The following is a 23232-nucleotide window of genomic DNA, read 5'->3' on the forward strand; positions in this document are numbered from 1 at the left end:
ATGATGATGCCCCTAAAGTTAACCATTTAGGCTGCATATTCAAGTCTTGGCTTACGCTTGCGGTAATGTTTTTTAGGTTTGGGAGTTTGAAGTGAGTCTGTCTTAGGTTGTTTCTTTTCCCGGCGAAAATCCCAGGGTGGGGTAGGGTTGGCATCCTGCCATAAACCAAGTTTATCTTCGCGGGCCTGTTGTTCCAGAGCAGCCAGTTCGGTGTTTTTGGAATAGGCTTTATACTGCCAGGCGTAGCCGTTTTTTACCAGCGCATAATTTACATTAGTGCCATCGATAAGTACCACCTGCGCAACAGTACGGCCATAGCGATCATGCTCGTTGCCAATTAATTTTACCTCTTTACCAAAACACAGATCGGAAGTGAATTTTTTAGCTGCTTGCCCGAACGCCTGCGATTTTTCAGGGCAGTCAATTTCGGCAAGCCTTACGGCAATCTGCTGGTTATCGCCGGTAAGCAAACCCAAAGTATCACCATCTTTTATCTTCACAACTTTATAAACACTGGCATCTGGTTGTTTGGTATTATTGGGATTACAACCGGCAATTATAATTAATGCAAGGACGAGGAGGGCAGAGTACTTTTTAAATATCATATATTAATGTGCGGATTTTGGATGAATTTATAGATGTGCTGATTTCAAATGCGCAAATATGCAGATGAATTTATTGATGTGCAGATTTCAGATGTGCAGATAGATTTGATGAGCTTATCTAACAGATAATCTGCGCATTCAAAATTTGCATATTTGCGCATCTGAAATTATTTCGCATGCAGGCTCAACGCATTTCCGTCGGGATCCTTAACCGTGGCAAAGCGGCCCCATGGGGTTGTGTCAACATTGCCTACTTCAAGGCCTTTGGCTTTAAGGTCTGCTATATCTTTATCCAGGTCGTCGGTTTTAATTACAAGGCCGCGTACACTACCCGCCGGCATTTCCGCGAACCAGTTTACGAGGGTGATGGAAACAGGCGAGCCCGGAAATGCCATCTGGATCCAGGTTTGTTTTTCAAAGTTAGCTTCAACTAATATTTCAAAACCAATTTTTAGGTAGAACGCTTTGGCTGCCTGCTGGTCGGTTACGGGGATGGAGATAATTTCAATTGCTTTCATATATTTAGCTTTGTTTGATGCTAACGGGTTGGCTTAGCCCTGCATTGATTTTCAAATTTATCTTTTAAAATACACAATTGAAACAAATTAACATCGGCACCATGTCGATGTATGTGTATCGAATCCGACGGGGGCACTGTAATAAAGTCCTTTCAATCTTGTAAATCCAATTAAATCCCGGTTCAGCTAAAATTGGAACATTAAAGCATTAACTTTGCTGATTATTAACATAGTCTTAATAATTGCCATTATGAGCAAATTTACCATACCTGATAAAGTGTTGTACGTATGCGTAGGCAGCAAATGCGGAAAACGAGGTGGTAAGGACATGTACAAGATCGCAAAATCGTACATTAAACATCATCACGGGCCCGAAGAGTTGGAGGTAATTGAAACCGAATGTACCGACAGGTGTAAATATGCCCCTGTGTGCAGTATCCAGCCCGGCAACACCTGGTTGAAAGAATATCACCCTAAAGAGGTGTTGAAGTTGATGGATCTGATTGAGTGACGTCTTCCAATGGTGCCGTATCATAAGCCCCGGCTTTGCAGGGTCTGGACAGCGCTATTAAAATTCACTAACTTTGCGCCGAATCAAATTACATTACCGGGCCCATGCAAAATTCAACGATTCCCCGTATGCCATTGGAAACGTTCGCAACGGACAACTACCAGCAGCCATTACTCAATGTAGAGCATTACCCGGTTGATTCGCAATACTTTGTCATTCAAAACCGGGACACTTACCCGATTAAGGATTATATATCGCCGCACCGTCGTAAATTTTACAAGATCTTCCATATGACCCGGGGCACCGGAGTTTTGACCATCGGCCTTCACCGCTACGAAATGGGGCGGAATGAGATCGCTTTTCTCCACCCCGACGAGATCATGTCCTGGCAAACCACTTCAGCAGAGACTGGCGGACATTTCTGCCTGATTCATCCCAACTACTTCGGGCTCGAAGCTGACCATGTGCTTCAGTTGTTCCGGCAGTTCCCGAACTTTGAGACTGATAAGGCGGTGATCCAACTGACCGACGAACAGTCGGCCACGATCAACGGTTATTTCGAAACCATGCATCGGGAAGACCGCGGTAACAGCGACGATAAAAAGCAGGCAATTTTATTACAGTTGCAGATGCTGTTGCTCGAAAGCCGGCGCGCTGGCAAGAACCTGATGCGCACGAAGGCTTCGGAAGGTTATAGCTATATCTACCGTTTCTTATCCTTACTGGAATCATCCTTTCAGATACAGGAACGCGACTCTTACGTTAAGCTTAAAACGGCGGCTGAATTTGCAGACCAACTGCATGTGCACCCCAATTATCTGAATTCCCTTGTTCGCAATCAGACAGGAAAAACCCTGCGGGAACATATACAGGATCGTCTGATCCATGAGGCCAAATCCTTACTCGTGCAAACCGACTGGGGTATCAATGAGATCAGCGACGGGCTGGGCTTCTCCGGCCAGGCTGCCTTTACCTCCTTATTCAAGAAAAAGGCCCTTGTTTCCCCTTCAGAATTCCGCAGAAATGCGGCTGTTTCCACTCATATTTGAAACTCACAAATATTCCTGTGATTCGAATAAGTCCCTTCAGGGCCTCCCTGCGCAATTTTGTACCATACAATTAATGATCAAGAAAATGAAAACACAGAAAGTATGGTTCGTTACAGGAGCCTCAAAAGGATTAGGTTTAAGTTTAGTAAAACGGTTGTTAACTGAAGGCTACAAGGTAGCGGCTACTTCAAGGGATGCAGAAGCCTTACGTACCGAGGTGGGCTACAGGGGCGGTGATTTTCTTCCGCTGCAGGTGAACCTGACCGACAATACCAGCGTAGCTGAAGCAATTACCGCGATAGTTGCCAAATTTGGCACGATCGACGTAGTTGTGAATAACGCCGGTTACGGGCAGCTCGGCACATTGGAGGAACTAACCGACGACGAAGCCCGCAAAAACTTCGACGTTAACGTATTCGGTTCGCTGAATGTAATTCGTAACGTAATGCCGATATTCCGCGCCAGGAAATCAGGTGCGTTCTTTAATATCTCTTCAATAGCCGGTTTCCTGGGCACTTTCCCCGGATGGGGTATATACAACGCCACCAAATTTGCGGTTGCCGGCTTTACCGAAGCGCTTTCGGCTGAAGCAAAATCACTGGGTGTAACTGCCACCATCGTTTATCCCGGCTATTTCAAGACCAATTTTCTGCTGCAAGGCTCATTGCGCACCGCAGCAAAGCCGATCAATGACTATAAAGAAGCCCGCGACCTGGAAGTGATCCACAACGAACAAGTCATCGGCAACCAGCCCGGTGACCCTGAAAATGCGGCTTTAGCCTTCATCGAGGTGGCTGAAATGCAAGAGCGTCCGCTGCACTTATTCCTGGGTTCAGATTCATTCGGGATGGCGCAAAGCAAGATCGAAGCCGTTCAGAAAGACCTGGCTGCTTTCGAGAGTATCAGCAAGTCGACCGATTTCAGAAAATAAGCTTTTTTCTGACTTCCTTTTATAAAAAGCCGGCCAGTAATGGCCGGTTTTTTGGTGTTTGCAGGGTAATGCCGAAGGTATCATATGAAAAGGAAAGAGCCACCAAAACAAAAAAGACCGCATCATTTGATTTACGATACAGCCTCCTTAAAATAAGATGTTAAAACAAATGCCTTTCGTTTATCGAAAGGCATTTCGTGTGGAAACCTATCCCTCTGGGGAGGGCAGGGTGGGGCTTAAGCCTCACTATCATATTTTATCTGACCAACGTGCTTGTCAATCTGCCATCTGCCGGTACCCTCTTCGCCGATAACTTCGAATAGTTCGAGGGCGCGGCGGGCTTTATATTCTTCTTCGCGTTGTTCTTTCAGGAACCAGTTTAGGAACTCCATAGTAACAAAATCCTGTTCTTTCATACAACGCGCATATATGTTTTTGATAGCGTTGGTAACGCTGATTTCCTGGTCGAGGGCGTCTTCAAACACTTCGCGGAATGAATTATATTCCTGTTTAATGCCGGTTACCTCAGGTGATACAGCATTGCCACCCATATCAAGGATATATTTATAAAATTTTAGCTGGTGTTGACGTTCTTCTTCGGCTTGTTTGAAAAAATATTCTGACGAAAAATCATAACCGTTGCGATTGCACCATGATGCCATGGCCAAATATGCTGACGAAGAAAATGCTTCTTTTTTAACTTGCTGATTTAAAATCGCTTCGATATCTGATGATAACAGGCTTTTTATGCGGAGTAGGTCTTTCATGGTCTTGATAAATTAATGTTATATGTCTTATCGCAGGATATTATGTACAATAATAATGCTGTAAAGGCATATTAGTTTAATTTAAAGACAATATGAAATTAATCTAAATTGTGTTGATAATTAGTCTAATTACAGTGAGTTGCTGTAAAGGCGGTCATGGATAATGTGGTTGAGTTCCAGCATTACAAAAGTACCTTCTAAAAGATCTTTCAGGCTGATGATCTGAGCCAGTGAAAGTACATAACAATGATCGCAGGCGCAGATGAAAATAATCTCCACGTCGGGATCAGTAGTGGCGTTCAGCAGTTTTTGCTCAATGTCGATAGAATAAACCGCTTTGCGTAATTTTAAGAAATTGCGATGATCAAACCGGGCAACCTTACCGGCGAAATCGACATACCAGCAACGCTCTGTATCACATTGGTAAACGGCACCAGTCTTGGTGCTGAAAACGTCGGTCCATAAAGTTAGTTCGGTGGTCGCAATCATATAACGGATACAAATATTGGTATTATTTGTAATCAATCCAAATAAAGATAGAAAATTATTTTTCACGCGAATGATTAGCGTGCGGCTCAAAATTTATTCGAATTACACCAATCGGGTAGTAAAAACCAATTCGCGTAATTCGAAACAAATTAGTGTGAATTATTTTTTTTCATACAAGCAATTAATTTTATTATAAATTTGGAACATGGTTACGGGCTTAATCCGAAATCGAACCAATTATCCTTTTATCATTTTTTATATGAGAAAAACCTTACTATCCGCCTTATGCTGCTTGCTGGCTGCTTTGGGTGTAAAGGCACAAACGCCTGCACTTGAGCGTGTTGAGCCCATGTCCTGGTGGGTTGGCATGAGCAATCCCAACCTCCAACTGGTTGTGCATGGCAACAATATTGCCGCCCGTAATGTAGTGCTTACTTACCCCGGTGTAAAGCTTAAAGCAGTTCATAAAGTTGAAAATCCGAATTATTTATTCATTGACCTGAACATTTTTTCATCGGCTATTCCGGGAACGTTCCCGATAAAATTTAAGAAAGCAGGCGAAAAAGACCTTACGTATAGTTATACACTTAACAAACGCGACAGATCTGCAGGCAGGGCGCAGGGCGTTACCAGTAAAGATCTGATCTATCTCATTATGCCTGACAGGTTTAGCAATGGCGATGTTGCCAACGACTCATTTGATAACCTACGTGAGCGAGGCATCCACCGCGATTCGATGTTCAGCCGCCATGGGGGGGACCTTCAGGGGATCATGAACCATTTGGATTACCTGAAAAATTTAGGAGTAACTGCAATCTGGCTTACACCCGAAATCGAGAATGACGAGCCAAGCGCTTCGTATCACGGGTATGCCGTTACCGATTATTATAAGATAGATCCAAGGTACGGCACTAATAACCTTTACAAAAAATTTGTGGAAAAATGCCACAGCATGGGGCTTAAGGTTATTAAAGACCTTGTACATAACCACGCCGGTACCGAAGGTTACCTTATACAGGATATGCCAATGAAAAGCTGGGTACACCAATGGCCAGCGTACACCAAATCAAACTTCAGGGATGCGGCTGTGATGGATCCGCACGCCTCGCCAATGGACCGCAAACTGATGCAGGACGGCTGGTTTGACCACCGCATGGCCGATTTAAACCAAAATAATGTTTACGTACAAAACTACCTTACCCAAAACCACATCTGGTGGGTGGAGTATGCGGGTATCGACGGTTTCAGGCTGGATACTTATCCTTATAATGAACCTGTTTATATGGCCAAATGGGCGAAAGATGTAAAAGCCGAGTTTCCTAAGCTTTCCATATTTGGCGAAACGCTGGTATGGTCTGCCGCTAACCAGGCATTTTTTACGCAGGGCAATACGGTTAACCGGGGTTTTGATACCCAGCTACCGGGCGTAACCGATGCTGTTTTAAAAGATGCCATTTATGAAGCTATTAATGGTAACGATGGCTGGACAGACGGCGTTGGTCGCTTGTATTCGGTAGTAGCTCAGGACTTTCTATACCAGGATGCTACCCGCAATACCATATTTATGGATAACCATGATATGAGCCGTTTATTATCAATGGTAGGGGAGGATATTACCAAATACAAATCGGCTATGGCTATGCTGCTGACCATGAGGGGCGTACCGCAAATGTATTATGGCGATGAGATTCTGATGAAAAACTACTCGAACCCTGATGGTTTGGTACGCGAGGACTTCCCGGGCGGCTGGGTCGGCGATAAGGAAAATAAATTTACTGCCGAAGGCCGCAGTAAAAAAGAAAATGACGCTTTTAATTATGTGAGTAAGCTGGCTAATTACCGCAAAAGCACTACTGCTCTGCAAACAGGTAAAATGATGCAGTTTGTGCCCGAAAAAGGTATTTATGTTTATTTTAGGTATGATGCCCAAAAAACGGTAATGATCATGTTCAACAGCAGCGATAAGGAACAGGAAACTACTACAGCACGGTATTTTGAGCGTATTGGCGATGCCAAAACAGCAAGGAATATACTAACGGATGAAATGATTGGACTGGATAAAGTCACTATACCGGGCAAAACAACTTTAGTGTTAGAATTAATACCCGGTGTTACCCATTAAAATAATATCTTAGGGAACTAATTCCCTGTGTTTTACCAAAAAAATGAATACAATAAAAGCCTGTATTTTTGACCTCGACGGTGTAATAGTCGATACCGCCGTTTACCATTATAAAGCCTGGAAAAGGCTGGCCAATTCGCTTGGCTTTGATTTTACCGAACATCAGAACGAACAGCTGAAGGGCGTAAGCCGTGTACGTTCGCTGCAATTGATCCTGGGCTGGGGCGGCGTTACCAAAACAGAGGCCGAGCAGGAGCAACTGGCTACCCTGAAAAATACCTGGTATATGGAAATGGTAAACCAAATGAAACCCGAAGAGATCCTGCCTGGGGCCAAAGAGTTTTTAACAACCTGCCGTGCGGTAGGTCTTAAAACCGCGCTGGGTTCCGCCAGTAAAAACTCAATGACCATATTGGAGAAAATTGGTATCACCGATATGTTTGATGCGGTGATTGATGGTAACAAAGTGAGTAAAGCCAAACCAGATCCCGAAGTATTTTTGGCGGGTGCACAGGCCCTGGGCGTTTTACCTGAAGAATGCGTGGTTTTTGAAGATGCCATTGCGGGCGTTGAGGCCGCCGTTGCCGGTGATATGAAAGTGGTAGGCATCGGCTCATCCGATGTACTTAAAGGCGCCAACCTGGTTATTAAAGGTTTGGACGAAATGACTTTAGATAAATTGTATAAACTATAGCTCCGGCCAACCCTCCCCTAAAGGGAGAGGGCTTTAAAACGGGCGTTATTAATTAAACTATTAACTATTAAATTCAAGTCTCACCCTTTAGGGAGAGATTTAGAGGGGGCAAATGAAAAACTATATAAAAGCTGATGAGTGGAAGATAATTGAAGAAGGCTTCGATCCTCATTACAATAAAATTTCTGAAAGTATCTTCAGCTTAGGTAATGGCCGCATGGGCCAGCGCGCCAATTTTGAAGAAGCTTACAGCGGTGATACCCTGCTGGGCAACTACGTAGCCGGGGTTTACTATCCCGATAAAACCCGTGTAGGCTGGTGGAAGAATGGTTATCCCGAATATTTTGCTAAAGTGCTTAACGCCGCCAACTGGATTGGTATTGATGTGGTAATTGACGGCGAGCAACTTGACCTTGCTAAATGCGAAGTATTCAGTTTCCGCCGGGAACTAAATATGAAAGAAGGTTACCTGAAGCGCGATTTTCGCGCTAAAACAGCATCGGGTAAAGAAGTAAAAGTGGAGGCTATTCGCTTTTGCAGCATGGCCGATGATGAAACAGGTGCTATTAAATATACCCTTACGCCGTTAAATTTTAGTGGGGCCATCACCTTAACGCCTTCAATTGATGGAGATGTGGTGAACAAAGATTCCAACTATGATGAAAAGTTTTGGGACGAAGTAAGCAAGGCAACACAAACCGACGGCGGTTACATCGTAATGCGCACCAAAAAAACAGGCTTTGAGGTTGCTACAGGTATGAAGTTTAGTATCCTTCAAAATGCTGAAGTTATTGAATTAGCTACCGAAGCCATCAAAAAGGAAAAATATGTAGCTTCTAAAATTGATCTGCAGGCAAAGCAGGGCGAAAGCATCAGCGTGATTAAATATGCCGCTAACCTGTCATCACAAAACTATAAACCCGAAGAGCTGGTTGATCAGTTAAACGCTACTTTAACCCGTATCAGTGCTAAAGGTTTTGATACCATGCTGGCCGAACAAGCTGCCGCCTGGGCCGAAAAATGGAAACATAATGATATCATTATTGATGGCGATGTATCTGCACAACAGGCTATCCGCTTTAATATATATCAACTTAACCAAACCTATACTGGTGAGGATGATCGCTTGAATATCGGCCCCAAAGGCTTTACCGGCGAAAAATACGGGGGCTCAACCTATTGGGATACCGAAGCTTATTGCGTGCCTTTTTACCTTTCTACAGCTCCGCAAAAAGTTACCCGCAATTTGCTGCTTTACCGCTACAAGCAATTAGGCAAAGCTATCGAGAATGCCCAGCTATTAGGTTTTAAAGATGGCGCCGCATTGTACCCTATGGTTACTATGGATGGCACCGAATGCCACAACGAGTGGGAAATCACTTTTGAAGAGATCCATCGTAATGGGGCTGTCGCTTTTGCCATTTACAACTATGTGCGTTATACCGGTGACGAAGCTTATTTAGGCGATTACGGTTTTGAGGTATTGTTAGGTATAGCCAGGTTCTGGTCGCAAAGGGTTAACTGGTCGGATGATAAGCAGCAGTACGTAATGCTGGGTGTAACCGGGCCAAACGAGTATGAGAACAACGTAAACAATAACTGGTATACCAGCACTATTGCAACCTGGTGTATGCAATATACTGTTGATGTTGCTGATAAAATAAAGGTGGCTGATCCGGAAAAATATGCAGCGTTGGTAAGCAAGCTGAACCTGAATGAGGAGACCGAATTTGGCCGTTTCAACGATATCATCCAAAAGATGTATTACCCATACGACGAGAAACGCCAGGTGTTTTTACAACAGGACGGCTACCTGGATAAAGAGCAGATCCTGGTAAAAGATCTGCCCGCGTCAGAGCGTCCTATCAATCAAAAATGGAGCTGGGACAGGATCTTGCGTTCATGCTACATTAAACAGGCTGACGTACTGCAGGGAATTTACTTTTTTGAAGATCAGTACAATATAGATACTATTCGTCGCAACTTTGATTTTTACGAGCCGCGTACTGTACATGAATCATCATTATCACCATGCGTGCACGCTATTTTGGCTGCCAAACTCGGCGATGAAGCCCGTGCTTATGAGTTTTACCTGCGCACGGCTCGCTTAGATCTGGATGATTACAACAACGATACTGATGATGGCTGTCATATCACCTCAATGGCTGGCACCTGGATGGCTGTTGTTGAAGGTTTTGGCGGGATGCGTGTAAGGGATGGCAAGCTGGTATTTCAGCCGTTCATTCCCAAAAAATGGTCGTCATTTTCGTTCCATATAGGTTTCCGCGGTGCCTTGCTGAATATTAAAGTGAGCAAAGAAGGTGTGCAGATCAAAAACGCTTCGGATGTGGAAACAACAGTGCTGGTTTATGGTAAAGAGCAACTGGTGAAAGCCAATGATGAACTACTGGTTGAAGCGTAATGAAAGGCAATAAGATTTTTACCTGTTTTATTGCTGCAACAATGTTGCCCGTTATTACGTTGGCACAGGTAAAACCACATCATACAAAAAAACGCATGGAACAAACTACCAACCATAAGCTCATCATATACCAGTTATTGCCCCGCCTGTTTGGCAATACCAACACACTTAATAAAACCAATGGATCTATTGAGGAAAACGGTGTAGGCAAGCTGAACGATATCAACGATAAGGCCCTGCAGGAGATAAAGAAAATGGGCTTTACCTATGTTTGGTACACGGGCGTAATTGAGCACGCTACCATGACTGATTATTCGCAATATGGTATTAAAGCAGATGATCCGGATATAGTGAAGGGCAGGGCCGGTTCTCCTTATGCAATTAAAGATTATTACGATATCGATCCCGACCTGGCAGTTGATGTTAAAAACCGTATCGGCGAGTACGAAGCGCTTATCAAACGCAGCCACAACAATGGTTTAAAAGTATTGATGGATTTGGTTCCAAACCACGTAGCCCGTACCTATGGTTCGGACGTTAAACCGGCCGGGGTACGTGATTTTGGCGAGGATGATGATAAGAGCAAGGCTTTTAGTCCAACTAACGATTTTTACTATATGCCTGGCCAGCCTTTTGTTGTTCCGTCGGGCTATAATCCCGGAGGTGATGAATTCAAAAGTCTGATGAAGGATGGTCATTTTGATGAAAACCCAGCCAAAGCAACCGGTAACGATGTTTTCAGCGCTGCACCATCAATTAATGATTGGTTCGAGACTATGAAGCTAAACTACGGGGTCGACTATATGGATCATCGCCGTGGTCATTTTGATCCGATTCCGCCGCTTTGGAACAAGGTTTATGATATTCTGCATTACTGGAGCGAAAAAGGTGTGGATGGTTTCCGTTGCGACATGGTTGAGATGGTGCCGATTGAGTTTTGGGGTTGGGTAATCCCTAAGCTTAAAGCTGGGCATCCTGGGATTATTTTCGTTGGCGAAGCTTACGACAAAGGCAAATACAGCGATTATATTAATAAAGGCAAGTTTGATTATCTGTACGATAAGGTAGGCCTGTATGATGCTATCAAACGCCTTACCCGCGATGAGCACAATTCATCAACCTGGGAAATCAACGCTGTTTGGAACCACGATAGCAAAGGCATTGACGAGCACATGCTCCGGTTTATGGAAAACCACGATGAGCAGCGCATCGCTTCAAATGATTTCGCAGGTAACCCATGGTTAGCCGTACCTGGCATGATCGTAACAGCCACTTTAAATACCGGCCCTGTAATGGTTTACTTTGGGCAGGAAGTAGGGGAGCCGGCTATCGGTAATGAAGGGTTTAGTGGTAACGATGGCCGCACTTCCATATTTGATTACTGGGGTGTTCCGCAGCATCAAAAATGGGTTAATAACCATAAGTACGATGGCGCGAAATTATCGGCAGATCAACAAAAGCTTCGTGGCTTTTACCACAACCTGCTTACTGCAGTGCACAATAGTGAAGCTCTTAAATCGGGCGCTTTCTATGAGCTGATGATAGCTAATGAACATCAGCCAGGCTTTGATACCCGTTTGTATATCTACGCCCGCTATACCAACAATCAACGTATATTAGTAATAACCAATTTTAACCGGAGTGAGCGTAAACTAACCGTAAAGCTTCCGGAAGACCTGTTAACAAAATTAAACCAAAGCGGCCATAAACAATTCACCGACCTGCTGAGCGGCGATAAATTCAATACCGATGATATACGTAGTGGTGTTGAAGTAAGCCTGCCCGCCATGGGCGGATTGTTGCTGGAGTTTTGATCAGAATTTACTGAATTTTAAAATTGACAGAATGCTTATCATGTTGTGAAAATACCATGGTGTTCCGTGCAGAGGCCTATCTCCCTGAGCTTGTCGACGGGTCGCGTGCAGAGGCCCTGCCCACCATGCTTCGACAGGCCCAGCATGACACCCTGATATTCTGAAAATCCTAAAATTCTGAGAATTCTGATTCTGACATTATAAAACCAATTATGAGTAAACCAACCATCGCGCAAAAGCCACGGTTAAGCTTTTGGCAGATCTTTAACATGAGCTTCGGCTTTTTAGGCATCCAGTTTGGTTTTGCCTTACAAACGGGTAACGCCAGCCGCATCCTCCAAACCTTTGGTGCCGATGTGGAGCATCTGTCGTGGTTTTGGCTGGCCGCGCCAATAACAGGCATGGTTGTTCAACCTATCATAGGTCATTACAGCGACAGGACCTGGAACCGTCTTGGTCGGCGCCGCCCTTACTTTTTAACAGGTGCTATTTTATCGGGTTTGGCATTGTTTTTTATGCCCAACTCATCTATGTTGGCAGCGCTGATCCCGCCGATAGTAGTAGGCGCTGGCATGCTCATGATTATGGATGCTTCATTCAACGTAGCTATGGAACCTTTCAGAGCTTTGGTGGCTGATAACCTGCCCGATAGCCAGCATACAACCGGTTTTTCCATGCAAACCTGTTTGATAGGTGTAGGCGCTGTAATTGGTTCATGGCTACCTTATGTTTTTGCCGAATGGTTTGGAATAGCCAAAACAGCCGATCAGGGCATTGTGCCTAATAATGTGCTATATTCATTTTACATTGGTGCCGCGGTTTTAATAGGCGCTATTTTGTGGACTGTAGTCCGCACTAAAGAATATCCCCCCGAAGTTTATGCAACCTTTCATGAAAAGGACGAAACGGTATCTGGGCATAAGGGCGGTTTGTTGGAGATCTTCTCCGACCTCGTCAACATGCCTAAAACCATGAAGCAGCTGGGATTGGTACAGTTCTTTTCCTGGTTTGCACTTTTCTCTATGTGGGTATTTACAACCCCGGCAGTTGTTGATCATGTTTACCATATCCCGGCAGGGGATACTTCTTCGGCAGCCTATAATGATGCCGCCAACTGGGTAAATGTATTGTTTGGTGTATATAATTTAGTATCGGCAGTGTATGCTTTGTTATTGCCCCGCATAGTCAAAAAACTGAGCCGAAAAAAAGCGCATGCGTTTTCATTAACTATGGGCGGTTTAGGGTTAATCTCCGTATTTTTTATTCCTGATCCACGTTTGCTGATCTTGTCAATGATTGGTGTCGGTTTGGCTTGGGGTAGTATCCTTGCTATGCCTTATGCTATTCTATCAAGCTCAATACCAGCCAAAAAGATAGGCGTGTACATGGGCATTTTTAATTTCTTTATTACTTTTCCGCAAATAGTTAATGGCATTATTGGTGGTCCGATAGTGAAGTATGCATACAGCGGGCATGCCATTTATGCTTTGGTAATGGCCGGTATTTTTATGTTCCTGGGCGCGATAGCTGTTCTTTTTGTTCAGGATGGTAAGAAAATTCAAATAATTGAAGCCGCAAATTGAATAAAAATTAAGGATTTGGCACGGTTAATGGTTTTTCGTTAATTCAATTATTGTATATTGCGTAGTAAGTACACTTTATACATCTTTGCAGAAGCCACTAATTTGTTTGAATGGAAAGTAATACCCCAAATCCGGAGTTGATAACCAGTAAGTTAATTGAAGCAGAAAACTTACTTGAAGAAGAAGAGGAATTTCACCATCTTAATAACCCTGCCGATGGTATTAAGCCGGTTGTAAAAAAGTATCTCGGTGTACCCAATCATGCTGATCAGGTGGGGAATAAGTTCTACTTTACTGATGGCGATGCTAAAGTTGAAGTAATAGTTGTTACCGACGAGATTATCCGTGTGAGGCTTGCGCCGCATAGCGTTTTTTTAGATGATTTTTCATACGGGGTACCTAAGCTGCCAACCAAGGCGGCAGGTTTTACTTTGCATGAAGATGATAATGAATTTCGGGTATCTACTTATAAAGTGAATTGCCATATCCGCAAAAAGGATTTCTTTATCTCTTTTTCAGATAGCAGCAACCATGTAACCAGCATCGATGCTGTGCCAATGCATTGGGAAGAGAACGTGCAGGCGGGCGGTTATTATGTGTTTTGCACCAAAACCTGCGCACCCGACGAAAGTTTCTTTGGCTTAGGCGATAAACCGACCGAATTTAACCTGCGCGGCAAAAGGCTAAAAAACTGGAACACTGATGCCTACTCGTTTCAGTGGAACCAGGACCCTTTGTACCGCAGTATCCCTTTTTATATCAGCGTAAACGAGGGTATAGCACACGGTATCTTTTTTGATAATACATTTAAAGCGCAATTTGACTTTGGCGCCGAAGACAGGACTAAAACAAGTTTTTGGGCTGATGGCGGCGAACTGCAATATTACTATATCCACGGGCCGCACATGATGGACGTGGTAAAAAGCTATCACACCTTAACCGGTACACACCCTATGCCACCGCTTTGGGCGCTGGGTTACCATCAATGCCGCTGGAGCTATTATCCTGAAGCTAAGGTTAGGAAGATAGCCAAAGGTTTCCGTGAAAACCAGATCCCATGCGATGGTATCTACCTGGATATCGATTATATGGATGGTTACCGCTGCTTTACCTGGAACCGTAAGTACTTCCCCGATCCTAAAAAAATGATCAGCGAGCTTGCTGCTGATGGCTTTAAAACCGTGGTAATTATTGATCCTGGGATTCGTGTGGATGACAACTACGAGGTGTTCAGGGAGGGTAAGGAGAAGCGATATTTCTGCCGTCGAAGCGATGATTACTTTATGGAGGGCCACGTATGGCCAGGCCGTTGCCAGTTTCCTGACTTTACCAATCCTGAAGTACGCGAATGGTGGGGCGGTTTGTTTGACGAACTGGTACAAATGGGCGTTGCCGGTGTTTGGAACGATATGAATGAGCCTGCTGTATTTGGTGCCGGTACCTTCCCTGATGATGTGCGTCACCAGTACGATGGTTACCGTGGATCACACCGCAAGGCGCATAATATTTATGGCATGCAGATGGTACGCTCAACCTACGAGGGTTTGCGCAAGATCATGAAAAACAAACGCCCTTTTACCATTACAAGGGCAGGTTATTCAGGCGTGCAACGCTTTTCATCGGTGTGGACCGGTGATAATGTGGCCTCATGGGAACACCTTAAGCTGGGTAATATCCAGTGTCAGCGTTTGTCGATATCGGGCATACCATTTTGCGGTACCGACATTGGCGGTTTTAGTGGTGAGCCCGATGGCGAACTGTTTACCCGCTGGATCCAGATGGGCACCTTTTCGCCGTTTATGCGTGCGCACTCGGCGGGTGATACCAAAGAGCGTGAACCGTGGAGTTTTGGCGAGCCATTCACGGCAATCAACCGTAAGTTTATCGAACTGCGTTACCGTTTGATCCCCTACCTGTACTCAACTTTTTGGGAGCACCACCGCTATGGCTTCCCTATTTTGAGGCCGATAGTGATGCACGAGCAGGACACACAGCTAAACCATTTCCGCCAGGATGAGTTTACTTATGGGGATAAAATTTTGGTTTGCCCGGTAATGGAGCCAGGGCAGATCAAACGCAATGTATATCTGCCTAAAGGAAAATGGTACAACTTCTGGACTTACGAGGTTGTTGACGGCGGCCAGGAAGTATCAGTAGATACCCCGCTTGAGACTATGCCAGTATTTATAAAAGCCGGTTCGGTGATACCTGAATATCCGGTGATGCAATACGTTGGCCACAAAGAGATTGAAGAAGTAAAGCTGAATATTTACTATACCGATTATGAGGTAAATTCATTCCTGTTTGAAGATTACGGCGAAACATTTGCGTACGAGCAGGATATTTACCTGGAGAAAAAGTTTGTGGTAAATGGCAGTAGCAAAAATTTAACCATTGATCAGAGCCTGGAAGGTTTGTATACCCCACGCTATGACGGCTATCATTTTAACCTGATAGGTTTGCCGTTTACGCCATCAAAAATAAAAGTAGATGGCAAAGAGGTAAAAGAATTTCAACTAAATGATGATAAAACGGTAGAGTTTAAATACAGTAAAAACTTTAAACATATTGAAATAAGCAAATAATATTTATATATAGCCAAACTACCTCTTCGTAACGCCAGTGCGAGGTATGAAGCAATCGCAAACCATACAGGTCTAACCTGTTAAGATAGATGGATTGCTTAGTACTAAAGCATTGACGTTTTTTATTTCAAACTTTATTGTTTATTTCCTCCGCGCACCATCGAAAGATAAGAAGTAAAAGCTAACTTTAAAGGGAGTTTGCATAAGCGTTATGTCAATAAAGCGCTTCGGACGTTATGATGATTTTTCTGTAAGTTGTTCATAAATTAAATAAGTTGTTTTTGAGCATTAGCTAGGTTTTTAATTTTTATTTTGGATCGAATTTTCGAGTCCTTGGATCTGTTCATCCTGCTGAACCTTGCTTTAGTCATACCATACCTGTTTTGGTGCAATTTTAAAATATCAGTTGTTTTTAGCTTACTGTAACAGCTAATTGCCGTCATGAAGATACTAACTTTACATGACACGGTTTTGCCAGTCCGAAAGGCTGGACCTTACTAATACCTTTAAGTTTTGTGATGCGTGTTCTGTTGTTAAGGATATATAATTAACTAATATATAGCCTGATATGATAAACAGAGGGTGCTAAATACCCTTTAATAACATATCGTTGTAGTGCTAATCTTTATTTTCTGTCATATAAATCTATAATCTAAATGTCTTGATTAAAAGTATATTACGATTTTTTATAGAAATAAGTCTATTATTTATTATTACTAAGTATTACCTTTGATAAAAATATTAAACTTATACCTTATTGTTTTATGAAAAAAAATCTATTCATTATCTCTTTGATGATGATGCTGTGGTCTTGCAGCAAAAATGCACAATTAGTTCCCGATCAAACAAAAACGTCTTCTGGAAAGTTGACGGCACATGCTGCTGGAGACCAGGCATGGGATGTTTTAGGTTTTGGCTATGATGTAACAGGTGAATATGGGAATTCGGTTTCCACAACATTTCCAGTTATTGACGTTGCGAAGCTTTATGCAGCAGATCCTATCAGGGTAGTTAAGAATGTAAGTACAAGTAGGAATTCGACATTTTCATATGGGGATAACGTACAGCATTACTCAAGCGACCTGTCTGCACATTTAAATGCAACTGTTGGCTTTTCTTTATTCAAAGCAAGTATCACTTCTGCTTATTCTGATGTATCCTCTTTTAATTCAAAGTATATTTATGGCAGCTATAATCTTTTATTACAACAGCGTGAGCTAAAGTTTAATGCGCCGACTGTTATACTCCAACAATACTTAACATCAAATTTTAAAACCGATATAGGTATTCTTACTCCAGAACAATTAGTTCGTCAATATGGTGCCTTCTTTTTGACGGATATTATGTTGGGGGCTAAACTACAGATAACCTACCGTTCGCAAACATCAAGTTCTGATAGAAAGACAGCCGCATCCGCAGGTTTAGATCAAAGTTTAGGCAGTTTGTTTTCAATCAATGCTGGCATTAACTCACAGCATTCACAAAGTAGCAGTAACTTTAATCAATATGTGCACTATGTAACTCATGGTGGAGACCCCACTGTTGGAATAACTCCAAATACTATCGTATTTGATCAAAATACCCCACCTATTGATTTTGGAGCCTGGCAAAGTACTACCAATGCGCAAAACGCAGTGCTTATTGATATCCCGAGTTCTGGTTTAATTGGTATTTACGATTTAATTGCCGATCCGGTAAAATCAAAAGCAGTTAAGGATTATATTAATAATGTATTCTTGCCAGGTAATCAAGTACAGGCTGTATTTGATAAAGCACCTCTTTACCGGTGCTTTAGTACTGCCAATCAAGATTACATGATTTTAACAAATCCAAGCGAAGTATCTAATTTACCAAGCTGGAAGATTGAAGGCGTTTTAGGGAATGTTTATACCGATAATACTAAGGGAGGTTTAGTGCCTGTTTTAAGATGGTATCAATACCAGGCAGGATATCACTTTTTTACTTGTAACGTGAATGAGATCCCTTCTCAGGCTAACCAAGAAGGTACGCAGGGATATATCAATCCTACTCAAGTACCGGGGTCAAAACCCTTGTATCGTTATCGCAATAGTAGAGGAGCACACTGTTATTCTGTAGATGTAAATGAACTTGGGCCTAAAAATGGATGGACATTGGACGGTATTATGGGATATCTTGAATAATACATAAAATATTTTTAAAGGCGTGGTCATTTGACCCGCCTTTTTGTATTTTATCCAAATGCATTTTCAATTTTATCCTTTCTGAAATTTACCCTAAGCCAACAAATACCAGATTGTTTTTAATAGTGAAAAATTATATGGCTTTCGAAATCGGTCATCACTTTTTGGTATTTTAAAGAATCCAGTCCGATAACTGATCCCAAAACAGATATGATATAGTTAACTGATTGCTCCGGTGGTGCTGATAGTGTCTCCATCTTCCCTCTAAAAATAAATCTCCAAAACCCTGCATAATATATTAATCCTGTTATATTTGATTACATATAAACCAAACTCATTCCTGTGATTTGGGTTATCTACTAACACTCTAACAGGTTATCTATATCATGGCCAAAAAAACAACTAAAACCGAGAACCCCTTACCGGATACAAAGCCTGTAAAGGAAAAAAAAGCCGTCACTAAGGTCAAAGCCGATAAAGTAACGCCTGAAACAGGAGCCCCGGAACCTAAAAAAACAGTTAAAACAAAAACAGTGGCTGCCGAAAAGCCTGCCGTTGCAGAGAAAGCTGTACCGGTTAAAACAAAATCGACTGCTGATGAGAAGCCTTCAGTCGTTAAAAAAGCAGCATCGGCTAAATCGAAAGCGGTGAATGCCAATAACCTGACAGAAATTACCCCGCAACCTGTAACGCTTAAAGCCGTTGAACCATACAGCCGTTTTACGGATTTTGATATCAGTTTATTTAAGTCGGGCAAACATTATAAGCTGTATGAAAAACTGGGCTCGCATGTAGTGGAATATCTGGGTGTCATTGGGACTTATTTTGCCGTTTGGGCTCCAAATGCACAATACGTAGCGGTAATAGGCAACTTTAACGGCTGGGACCGCGGTTCGCATAGCTTGAATGCCCGCTGGGATTCATCGGGTATTTGGGAAGGTTTTATTCCAAATGTTGGCAATGGCGAAACGTATAAATACTATATCAAATCATCAACCGGCGAAGACCTGGAAAAAAGCGATCCTTTCGCCCTACGCTGGGAATTGCCTCCACGTACAGCCTCTATAGTTGCCGATACTTTTTATGAGTGGAAGGATCAGGACTGGATGCAGAACCGTCATGAACATAACGCGCTCGACAGGCCATATTCGGTTTACGAAGTGCATTTGGGTTCATGGGCGCGTAATCCCGAAAGTCCGGACGAGTTTTTAACTTACACTCAGCTTGCCGAAAAAATGGTGCCTTATGTAAAGGAAATGGGCTTCACCCATGTGGAGTTCATGCCCATTATGGAACACCCGTATTATCCGAGCTGGGGTTACCAGGTAAGTGGTTATTTTGCAGCGGCATCACGCTACGGTACACCACAACAACTGATGTACCTGATTGAAGAATTTCACAAAGCCGGTATTGGCGTAATCCTGGATTGGGTGCCTTCGCACTTTCCGGGAGATATCCATGCACTGTATAAATTTGACGGTACACACCTTTATGAGCATGCCGATGCCCGCAAAGGTTTTCACCCCGACTGGAAATCATATATTTTTAACTACGGCCGAAACGAGGTAAGGGCTTTTCTGATCAGCAACGCTTTGTTTTGGCTGGAAAGGTATCATGCCGATGGTTTACGCGTTGACGCGGTGGCCTCAATGCTGTACCTTGATTATTCGCGCAAGCATGGCGAATGGGAAGCTAACAGGTATGGTGGTAACGAAAACCTCGAAGCTATATCATTTCTGAAAGAATTTAACGAAGCTGTTTACAGCCATTTTCCATCGGTACAAACCATAGCTGAAGAATCTACGTCATTTACAGGCGTTAGTCGCCCGGTTTATTTAGGCGGCCTGGGCTTTGGGATGAAATGGATGATGGGCTGGATGCATGACACTATCGATTATTTTCATGAGGATCCTATCCATCGTAAATATCATCATAACGAGATAACTTTTAGTACTATATATGCCTTTACCGAAAACTTTATGCTGCCTTTCTCGCATGACGAGGTTGTTTATGGCAAAGGCAGTATGCTACGCAAAATGCCCGGCGATGAGTGGAGGCAGTTTGCTAACCTGAGACTGATGTACGGATACATGTTCACACACCCCGGCTCAAAACTACTCTTTATGGGCGGCGAATTTGGGCAGGGCGATGAATGGGATTTCGGCAAATCGTTACAGTGGCATGTGTTGCAGTATCCAAATCATCAGGGTATTAGCGAAACAGTTAAGGCGTTGAACCATTTATATCGTACAGAGCCTGCGCTGTATGAAAAAGCCTTTTCGCACCAGGGCTTTGAATGGGTTGACGGCGGCAATGCCAACGATTCCATACTGGTTTACCGTCGGATGGGGCATGACACTAAAAACGATCTGATGGTCATCCTGAACATGACCCCTGTTGTACGCCGTGATTATCGCATAGGCGTACCTGCTGCTGGTAAGTGGAAAGAGATCTTTAATTCGGATAATGAAAAATACTGGGGCAGCGGCATCATCAATTATGAGCCTGTAAATAGCGACCAGGTAAGTTGGCATGGCAAAAGCCAGTCGATCAAAATTACTATACCGCCGCTTGCGGCTGCGGTATTTAAACTGGTACCTGATGTGCCTGCTAAATATGAATTGAAACGGTAAGCAGCTTTGAAAGACTTACGAAGTTCCAAATACTTCGTAAGCCTTTCAAAACCAAGTAAACAAGTTAAGGATGCTCCTGTTGTTAGTATGTAAATAGCCTATGAACCCAAAATTCAAATATCTTTATCTTATAGGTGGTATAGTTGCCACGATATTGTTTATTGTGCAAATTGTGGCTACCTATCCAAAGCCTAATACAGTTGGGGTAATTCTTGGCGCTTTGCCAGCTTTGGCCTTGTTTTACTTATCGTACAAGGCTTATCATGTTAAAAAGGATAATGAGTTGATGTGAGATAGACTTAGATATTGGAAGGCGTTTCTATCCTCCTGCAATTACCACGCTTTGCCCATAATAATCTCTCTTTTGTTTATTTTGCCCAATAACCTGTGAGGTGGACCAGGTACCTGGTTGATAATTAATTTACTTAACGATTTTTGCCTGAATATAAAAATCAGGGTCAATAACTAATGAGTCGACAGCAGGAAGATATTCTAATTTCAGTGACTGCCAGTTCGTTGAGGGGGCAATCCAACGTTGATCAATCAATTTGATTTTAACGGGCATGGTAAAACCGGCTATACAATTTGTAAATCTGTATTCGAAGCTTTTTTCATCAATTTTATATTCCAATACAGGGATCTGTGTGGTTCTTAAATATTGGTCAAATATCTTGCTGAGATCTTTTTTGCTGACCTTACTGATATAGTTTTCGATCTGTGCCGAATTTACTGATTGGTGATAAAAGCTTCTGTTAAGTCCTCGTAACACTTCCCTGAATTTATCGTCATTATTGATAATAGCCTGTAACATGTGGATTAAAACCCAACCCTTCAGATAGGCGTCTTCACCTCCGTCTTTAAAAATATTGTCGGGAGAAATTACCGGAGCCTTGTTGCCTATCCGATTGGTAGTCCTGCTCAAAAAGAAATCGTGGGACGCCTTTGGCCCGTAAAGATCGGCAATAACCAATTCCTCCGCATAGCCGGCAAAGCCTTCCTGTAACCAACCGTAGGCAGGATCACTTGCCGTTATATTGTTGCCAAACCATTCGTGCGCTGTTTCATGAACCACCATCCGGTCGGTTTTTTGATCCCAATAAGTTAGCCGTTTGGGATTAAGACCAAAGCGACCCAATCTAAACTTGTTTCCATAGCCGATAGCGCTTTGATGTTCCATTCCTATATACGATGCTTCAACCATCTTAAAGCCGTCGCTGTAAAATGGGTATGGGCCAAACCAGTGCTCAAATGATGTTAAAGTTTTTCGAACTTTGGCAACCAGGTAATCTTTTACCTTTTCCTGGTTATAATCCAGTACCCAAAAATCCAGATCAAGGTTACCGCGTTCGCCGTTAAATTTTTCACTTACATGTTCATATTTCCCTATATAAAAGGTAAGCCCATAATTATTTATAGGACTGTCCACTGCCCAGGTGTAGCTTGAGGTGCCATCTGTATTTTTAAGTTGCCGCCGAAGCCTTCCATTTGATACCGCGACTAATGTATCTGGTGTAATTATTGTAACCGAAGCTCCTTTATCTGGTTTATCGCCAATATAAACCTTACATGGAAACCATGCACTCGCGCCCGGCAATTGACAGGCTACAGCCATCCATGGTCTGCCTATAGAGTCCTTTTGCCATACCAAGCCACCATCCCATGGAGGGTTAACTGATTGTTTTGGTTTGCCCGAATAGTAAATCGTAATGTTTTGAATATTATTTTTTGACCGCTGTAGGGGCTTTACAAACCAAGCGTCGCCGTTTTGTATAAAAGATAACTTTGCGCTCCCCGTTCTGATACTATCTATTTTAAGAGGCGATTGGAGGTCTATTTGCATGAGCGCGGTGTGTTTATTTTTAACAATCTTATATTGAATAATATTGCTACCGCAGATCGTTTGATTAATATAATCTGGTTTTATGGTCAGATCATAGCGCAGAACATCCCACCAAGCCCTTTCCGGCGTTATCGACCCTTTTAAAGTATCCTGGTGCGTTGGCTTGATTTGCCTATCGTTTTGTTGTGCAATTATTTTGCAGGTTAATAAGCTTAGGATTATAAACATAAATGTTTTTTTAGTCATAGATAAGTATCTTGTAGGGCGTGATGTATCGTTGGTTATTGCCAACCTTGAGCCACTAAAATAGTGAAATTTCACTTGCAGGAGCTATTATTAAACGTCCCAACGACTTATAAACCCCCACCTTTAATTTTCAACCGCGAATTTCCAAACCACTCCGCAACCGCACAATCACTGTTCGAAAACGAACAGTTTCGTAGATTGTGCTTTTCTTTAATTGATTGATATTCAGTAAATTAAAAACAGGGCATATAATTAGCTGAA

Annotated in this window: 17 protein-coding genes; 12 read left to right on the forward strand and 5 right to left on the reverse strand. The window is 42.9% G+C overall.

The features are described 5' to 3' along the window. Positions 1-26: 26 nt before the first annotated feature. On the reverse strand, positions 27-605 hold the full coding sequence (locus BLS28_RS04080; RefSeq protein WP_091163029.1) for a thermonuclease family protein: 579 nt from the start codon (positions 603-605) through the stop codon (positions 27-29). Between the two features lie 167 nt (positions 606-772). Next, on the reverse strand, positions 773-1123 hold the full coding sequence (locus BLS28_RS04085; RefSeq protein ID WP_091163030.1) for a VOC family protein: 351 nt from the start codon (positions 1121-1123) through the stop codon (positions 773-775). Between the two features lie 250 nt (positions 1124-1373). Here BLS28_RS04085 and BLS28_RS04090 point away from each other — a divergent pair, with 250 nt between their 5' ends. The 3 genes from BLS28_RS04090 (at position 1374) to BLS28_RS04100 (ending at position 3614) form a co-directional block, all read left to right on the forward strand. Beyond that, on the forward strand, positions 1374-1634 hold the full coding sequence (locus BLS28_RS04090; RefSeq protein WP_091163031.1) for a (2Fe-2S) ferredoxin domain-containing protein: 261 nt from the start codon (positions 1374-1376) through the stop codon (positions 1632-1634). Positions 1635-1738: 104 nt separating this feature from the next. Beyond that, on the forward strand, positions 1739-2683 hold the full coding sequence (locus BLS28_RS04095) for a helix-turn-helix domain-containing protein (protein ID WP_091163032.1): 945 nt from the start codon (positions 1739-1741) through the stop codon (positions 2681-2683). Positions 2684-2768: 85 nt separating this feature from the next. Beyond that, on the forward strand, positions 2769-3614 hold the full coding sequence (locus BLS28_RS04100) for an SDR family NAD(P)-dependent oxidoreductase (protein WP_091163491.1): 846 nt from the start codon (positions 2769-2771) through the stop codon (positions 3612-3614). A gap of 236 nt (positions 3615-3850) precedes the next feature. Here the strand turns inward: BLS28_RS04100 and BLS28_RS04105 are convergent, their stop codons facing one another. Together BLS28_RS04105 and BLS28_RS04110 are read right to left on the reverse strand one after the other, a co-directional pair. Further along, positions 3851-4381, reverse strand: a complete 531-nt coding sequence (locus BLS28_RS04105; protein ID WP_091163033.1) for a ferritin — start codon at positions 4379-4381, stop codon at positions 3851-3853. A gap of 129 nt (positions 4382-4510) precedes the next feature. Further along, positions 4511-4870: a hypothetical protein gene (locus tag BLS28_RS04110; protein WP_091163034.1), complete on the reverse strand. Its 360-nt coding sequence runs from the start codon at positions 4868-4870 to the stop codon at positions 4511-4513. A gap of 259 nt (positions 4871-5129) precedes the next feature. On the opposite strand from BLS28_RS04110, the gene BLS28_RS04115 reads away from it, so the two are divergent. The 9 genes from BLS28_RS04115 to BLS28_RS04155 all read left to right on the forward strand — a co-directional run bounded on the left by BLS28_RS04115 (position 5130) and on the right by BLS28_RS04155 (position 21177). After that, on the forward strand, positions 5130-6992 hold the full coding sequence (locus tag BLS28_RS04115) for a glycoside hydrolase family 13 protein (RefSeq protein WP_091163494.1): 1863 nt from the start codon (positions 5130-5132) through the stop codon (positions 6990-6992). Positions 6993-7035: 43 nt separating this feature from the next. After that, positions 7036-7686 carry a beta-phosphoglucomutase gene (pgmB, locus tag BLS28_RS04120; protein WP_091163035.1) on the forward strand — a complete coding sequence of 217 codons (651 nt, stop codon included), beginning with the start codon at positions 7036-7038 and terminating at the stop codon, positions 7684-7686. Positions 7687-7798: 112 nt separating this feature from the next. Then, positions 7799-10108, forward strand: a complete 2310-nt coding sequence (locus BLS28_RS04125; protein WP_091163036.1) for a glycoside hydrolase family 65 protein — start codon at positions 7799-7801, stop codon at positions 10106-10108. 95 nt (positions 10109-10203) lie between these two features. Next, the gene (locus tag BLS28_RS04130) at positions 10204-11922 is read left to right on the forward strand and encodes an alpha-amylase family glycosyl hydrolase (RefSeq protein WP_091163497.1); all 1719 of its coding nucleotides are present in this window, start codon (positions 10204-10206) and stop codon (positions 11920-11922) included. A gap of 212 nt (positions 11923-12134) precedes the next feature. Next, positions 12135-13505, forward strand: a complete 1371-nt coding sequence (locus BLS28_RS04135; protein WP_091163037.1) for an MFS transporter — start codon at positions 12135-12137, stop codon at positions 13503-13505. 110 nt (positions 13506-13615) lie between these two features. Then, positions 13616-16090: a TIM-barrel domain-containing protein gene (locus tag BLS28_RS04140; RefSeq protein ID WP_091163038.1), complete on the forward strand. Its 2475-nt coding sequence runs from the start codon at positions 13616-13618 to the stop codon at positions 16088-16090. 764 nt (positions 16091-16854) lie between these two features. Then, positions 16855-18252, forward strand: a complete 1398-nt coding sequence (locus BLS28_RS04145) for an MAC/perforin domain-containing protein (RefSeq protein ID WP_091163039.1) — start codon at positions 16855-16857, stop codon at positions 18250-18252. Between the two features lie 386 nt (positions 18253-18638). After that, positions 18639-20885 (forward strand): 1,4-alpha-glucan branching protein GlgB, encoded by a 2247-nt coding sequence (gene glgB / locus BLS28_RS04150; protein WP_091163040.1) that lies wholly within the window; start codon positions 18639-18641, stop codon positions 20883-20885. A 100-nt stretch (positions 20886-20985) separates the two neighbouring features. After that, positions 20986-21177 (forward strand): hypothetical protein, encoded by a 192-nt coding sequence (locus BLS28_RS04155; protein WP_091163041.1) that lies wholly within the window; start codon positions 20986-20988, stop codon positions 21175-21177. Positions 21178-21306: 129 nt separating this feature from the next. Here BLS28_RS04155 and BLS28_RS04160 read toward each other — a convergent pair whose 3' ends face one another. After that, a complete protein-coding gene (locus BLS28_RS04160; protein ID WP_218134349.1) occupies positions 21307-22953 on the reverse strand; it encodes a M1 family metallopeptidase in 1647 nt (548 codons plus the stop codon). Between the last annotated feature and the right edge of the window lie 279 nt (positions 22954-23232).

It is taken from the genome of Mucilaginibacter gossypii (assembly GCF_900100945.1).
Lineage (GTDB): Bacteria > Bacteroidota > Bacteroidia > Sphingobacteriales > Sphingobacteriaceae > Mucilaginibacter > Mucilaginibacter gossypii.